Source organism: Streptomyces fuscigenes (genome assembly GCF_021556455.1).
GTDB lineage: Bacteria > Actinomycetota > Actinomycetes > Streptomycetales > Streptomycetaceae > Streptomyces > Streptomyces fuscigenes.
Genome location: NZ_JAKGCV010000462.1, coordinates 1 through 4,202 on the forward strand (window position 1 = coordinate 1; position 4,202 = coordinate 4,202).

Below are 4,202 nucleotides of genomic sequence, written 5' to 3' on the forward strand. Positions count from 1 at the left end.
CTCGCCGCCTTCGCGGCGCAGGCCGCCGTCGTCCTGGACCGCCAGCGGCTGATCGGGGAGGCCGCGCAGGCCCGCGAGCTGGCCGAGGGCAACCGGATCCGCACGGCGCTGCTGGCAGCGGTCAGCCACGACCTGCGCACGCCCCTGGCCGGCATCAAGGCCGCCGTCACGTCCCTGCGCTCCCAGGACGTCGACTGGTCCGAGGAGGACGAGGCCGCGCTGCTGGAAGGCATCGAGGACGGCGCCGACCGGCTCGACCACCTCGTCGGCAACCTGCTCGACATCACCCGGCTCCAGACAGGCACGGTCACCCCGATGATCCGCGTCGTCGACCTCGACGAGGTCGTCCCGATCGCCCTCGTCGGCGTCCCCGAGGACAGCGTCGACCTCGACATCCCCGAGACGCTGCCGATGGTCGCGGTCGACGCCGGCCTGCTGGAGCGCGCCGTCGCCAACATCGTCGAGAACGCCGTGAAGTACAGCCCCGACGACCGGCCCGTCGCCGTCCACGCGAGCACCATCGGCGACCGCGTCGAGGTGCGGGTCGCCGACCGCGGCCCCGGCGTGCCCGACGACGCCAAGGAACGCATCTTCGAGCCGTTCCAGCGCCACGGCGACGCGCCGCGCGGCGCCGGCGTGGGCCTCGGCCTCGCCGTGGCCCGCGGCTTCGTCGAGGCCATGGGCGGCACCCTCGCCGCCGAGGACACCCCCGGCGGCGGAATGACCATGGTCCTCACCCTCAAGGCGGCCGCCGGCGTGACGCCGGCGCGCCCCGAACTCCCCGCCGAGATCACGTCGTGAACCGGCCGTCAGAAAGGCAGACAGGCATGCAGCATCCCGCCGGGGGGGACCCCCGCACCCCCGTGAGGGTGCTCGTGGTGGACGACGAGCCGCAGATCGTCCGCGCCCTGGTGATCAACCTCAAGGCCCGCAAGTACGAGGTGGACGCCGCCGCCGACGGCGCGTCCGCGCTGGAACTCGCGGCGGCCCGCCACCCCGACGTCGTGGTCCTCGACCTGGGCCTGCCCGACATGGACGGCGTCGAGGTGATCAAGGGACTGCGCGGCTGGACGCGCGTACCGATCCTCGTGCTCTCCGCCCGGCACACCTCCGACGAGAAGGTCGAGGCCCTGGACGCGGGCGCCGACGACTACGTCACCAAGCCGTTCGGCATGGACGAGCTGCTGGCCCGGCTGCGCGCGGCGGTGCGGCGCGCGGAGCCGGTCGGCGCGGACGGCGAGGAGGGCGTCGCGGTCGTGGAGACCGACGGCTTCACCGTCGACCTGGCGGCCAAGAAGGTCCACCGCGACGGGCGGGACGTACGGCTCACCCCCACGGAATGGCACCTCCTGGAGGTGCTCGTGCGCAACGCCGGCCGCCTCGTCAGCCAGAAGCAGCTGCTCCAGGAGGTCTGGGGGCCCTCCTACGGCACCGAGACGAACTATCTGCGCGTCTACATGGCGCAGCTGCGGCGCAAGCTGGAGGAGAACCCCTCGCACCCGCGCCACTTCGTCACCGAACCGGGCATGGGCTACCGCTTCGAACGCTGATCCGGTGCCGGGCTCCCGGCCCGGCACCGCCGGGGACCGGCCCCCGGCGGGCCCCGGTACGCTTTACCCATGAGCGCTGAGAAGGCCACCGGCCGCTTCCGCCGGATGCTCGACCGGCTCTCCAGCTCCCAGGAGGACCTGGAGTCCGAGGAGCTGCGGGAGGACGCCCAGGCGTCGGGCTGCACCCGCATCTCGGAGTGCGACGACCGCCAGATGGCCCGGGTGACTGGTACCTTGCGGACGGTCACCCTGCGGCCCCGCGCGGGCGTGCCCGCCCTGGAGGCGGAGCTGTTCGACGGCACCGCGCTGCTCGATGTGGTGTGGCTCGGCCGGCGCTCGATCGTCGGCATCGAGCCCGGACGCAAGATGACCGCGTACGGCCGGATCTCGATGAGCCACGGCCGCCGGGTCCTGTTCAATCCCCGATACGAGCTGCGACCGCTCGGACAGGAGTAGTCCGTGACGTCACTGGACAAGCCCGCGGAGTCGGCAGAGCCCTCTGCGAGCGGTTCCTCCGACGACGCGAGGGCGGTCACCGAAGCCGCGCTCTTCGAGGCGTTCGGCGGGGTGCGCGGGATGGTGGAGACCGTCCTTCCCGGCCTGCTGTTCGTCACGATCTACACCATCAACCAGAGCCTGAAGACGTCCGCGATCGCCGCGCTCGTGGTGTCGCTCCTGCTCGTCGGCGTGCGCCTGGTGCGCCGCGACACGATGAAGCACGCGTTCAGCGGGGTCTTCGGTGTCGCCTTCGGCGTGGCCTTCGCGATGTTCACCGGCAACGCCAAGGGCTTCTACCTGCCGGGCCTGCTCTACACGCTCGGCCTCGCGCTCGCGTACCTCGTCACGACGCTCGCGGGCGTCCCGCTGATCGGCGTCATCCTGGGTCCGATCTTCAAGGAGAACCTCTCCTGGCGGACGCGGAACCCCGGCCGCAAGAAGGCCTACACCAAGTCCAGCTGGGCCTGGGGCCTCATCCTGCTCGCCAAGTGCGCGATCCTCTTCCCGCTCTACGTGTGGGGGGACGCCACGCAGCTCGGCTGGGTGCTGGTGTCGCTGAAGATCCCGCCGTTCCTGCTCGCGGTCTGGCTGACCTGGATCTTCCTCGCGAAGGCGCCGGCGCCGATCGACGTCTTCGCTGAGATGGAGGCCGCCGAGGCCGCCGAGAAGGCACGCAAGGACGAGGCGGTCGGCGCCGTCGCGACCGCGGGCCTGCCCGCGGACACCGCCGGGGCGGACGAGTCACCGGCCCCCAAGGCCGGCGGCCCGGCGCGCCACCGCAGGGGCGCGTAGCGGCACCGGCACCGGGGCGCCCTCCGGGCTCCCGGGCCCGCCAACGGGCTCGTCACGGGCTCGTCCAGGCCTTGTATCCGCCCGTCGGCGCCCCCAGCGGCTCCGAACGGCTCTCAGCGGTCCGGTGACGGGCTCCAGCGGGTCGTTCCCCGGACCGGCCGCGGCAGACCCGTGCCGCCCCGAACGGCAGGGGCGGGCTGGAACGGCGGGGCGGCCCGGAACGGCGGGGGCGGCCCGGAACGGCGGGGGCGGCCCGGAACGGCAGGGGCGGCCCGGCCGCGGATCACCGCGCGCGCCGGGCCGCCCCCTTCCCGTCAGGGCTGCCGCTCCACCGAGAGCAGCTCCTCCAGCTGCTCCTCGCGGGCCTGCGCGGCTACGAACAGCAGCTCGTCACCCGCCTCCAGCGTCTCCTCCGGGCTCGGCGTGAGCACGCGCTGCCCGCGGATGATCGTGACCAGCGAGGTGTCCTCGGGCCAGGTCACGTCGCCCACCTGCGTCCCCGAGACGGCCGACTCGGGCGGCAGCGTCAGCTCCACCAGGTTCGCGTCGCCGTGGCTGAAGCGCAGCAGGCGCACCAGGTCGCCCACGCTCACCGCCTCCTCCACGAGCGCGGACATCAGCCGCGGCGTGGACACCGCCACATCCACGCCCCACGCCTCGCTGAAGAGCCACTCGTTCTTCGGGTTGTTGACGCGGGCCACCACGCGCGGCACCCCGTACTCCGTCTTGGCGAGCAGCGACACGACGAGGTTGACCTTGTCGTCGCCCGTCGCGGCGATGACCACGTTGCACCGCTGCAGCGCCGCCTCGTCCAGCGACGTGATCTCGCAGGCGTCGGCCAGCAGCCACTCCGCCATCGGCACCCGCTCGACCGAGATCGCCGTGGGCGCCTTGTCGACGAGGAGGACCTCGTGGCCGTTCTCCAGCAGTTCACCCGCGATGGAACGGCCCACCGCGCCGGCTCCGGCAATCGCGACGCGCATCAGTTCTGCTCCCCGTCCGGGCCCGCGGCGAACGCCGTCTCGACCTTCTCCACCTCGTTCGTCCGCATCATCACGTGCACGAGGTCGCCCTCCTGGAGCACCGTGTCCGCCGTCGGCAGCATCGCCTCTCCGAGCCGCGTAAGGAAGGCGACGCGTACGCCCGTCCCCTCCTGCATCCTGCTGACCCGCTGGCCGATCCACGTCTCCGGCGTGTGCACCTCGGCGAGCTGTACGCCGCCGCTCGGGTCCCGCCACAGGGGCTCCGCGCCGGCCGGCAGCAGCCGCCGCAGCATCTGGTCGGCCGTCCAGCGGACCGTCGCCACCGTCGGGATGCCCAGCCGCTGGTAGACCTCCGCGCGGCGCGGGTCGTAGATGCGGG

Annotated in this window: 6 protein-coding genes; 4 read left to right on the forward strand and 2 right to left on the reverse strand. The window is 73.0% G+C overall.

Going from position 1 to position 4,202, the window contains the following annotated elements:
- The 4 genes from L1885_RS24600 to L1885_RS24615 form a co-directional block, all read left to right on the forward strand.
- On the forward strand, nt 1–801 hold an 801-nt coding region (locus tag L1885_RS24600), incomplete at its 5' end, for a sensor histidine kinase (RefSeq protein WP_235799364.1).
- 26 nt (nt 802–827) lie between these two features.
- Nucleotides 828–1,550, forward strand: a complete 723-nt coding sequence (locus L1885_RS24605; RefSeq protein WP_235799365.1) for a response regulator — start codon at nt 828–830, stop codon at nt 1,548–1,550.
- Nucleotides 1,551–1,619: 69 nt separating this feature from the next.
- Nucleotides 1,620–2,006: an OB-fold nucleic acid binding domain-containing protein gene (locus tag L1885_RS24610; RefSeq protein ID WP_235799366.1), complete on the forward strand. Its 387-nt coding sequence runs from the start codon at nt 1,620–1,622 to the stop codon at nt 2,004–2,006.
- Between the two features lie 3 nt (nt 2,007–2,009).
- A complete protein-coding gene (locus L1885_RS24615) occupies nt 2,010–2,840 on the forward strand; it encodes a DUF3159 domain-containing protein (RefSeq protein WP_235799367.1) in 831 nt (276 codons plus the stop codon).
- 314 nt (nt 2,841–3,154) lie between these two features.
- Here the strand turns inward: L1885_RS24615 and L1885_RS24620 are convergent, their stop codons facing one another.
- Nucleotides 3,155–3,823 carry a potassium channel family protein gene (locus L1885_RS24620; protein ID WP_235799368.1) on the reverse strand — a complete coding sequence of 223 codons (669 nt, stop codon included), beginning with the start codon at nt 3,821–3,823 and terminating at the stop codon, nt 3,155–3,157.
- The coding region (locus tag L1885_RS24625) for a TrkA C-terminal domain-containing protein (protein ID WP_235799369.1) at nt 3,823–4,202 on the reverse strand (380 nt) is incomplete at its 5' end. The genes L1885_RS24625 and L1885_RS24620, both read right to left, overlap by 1 nt.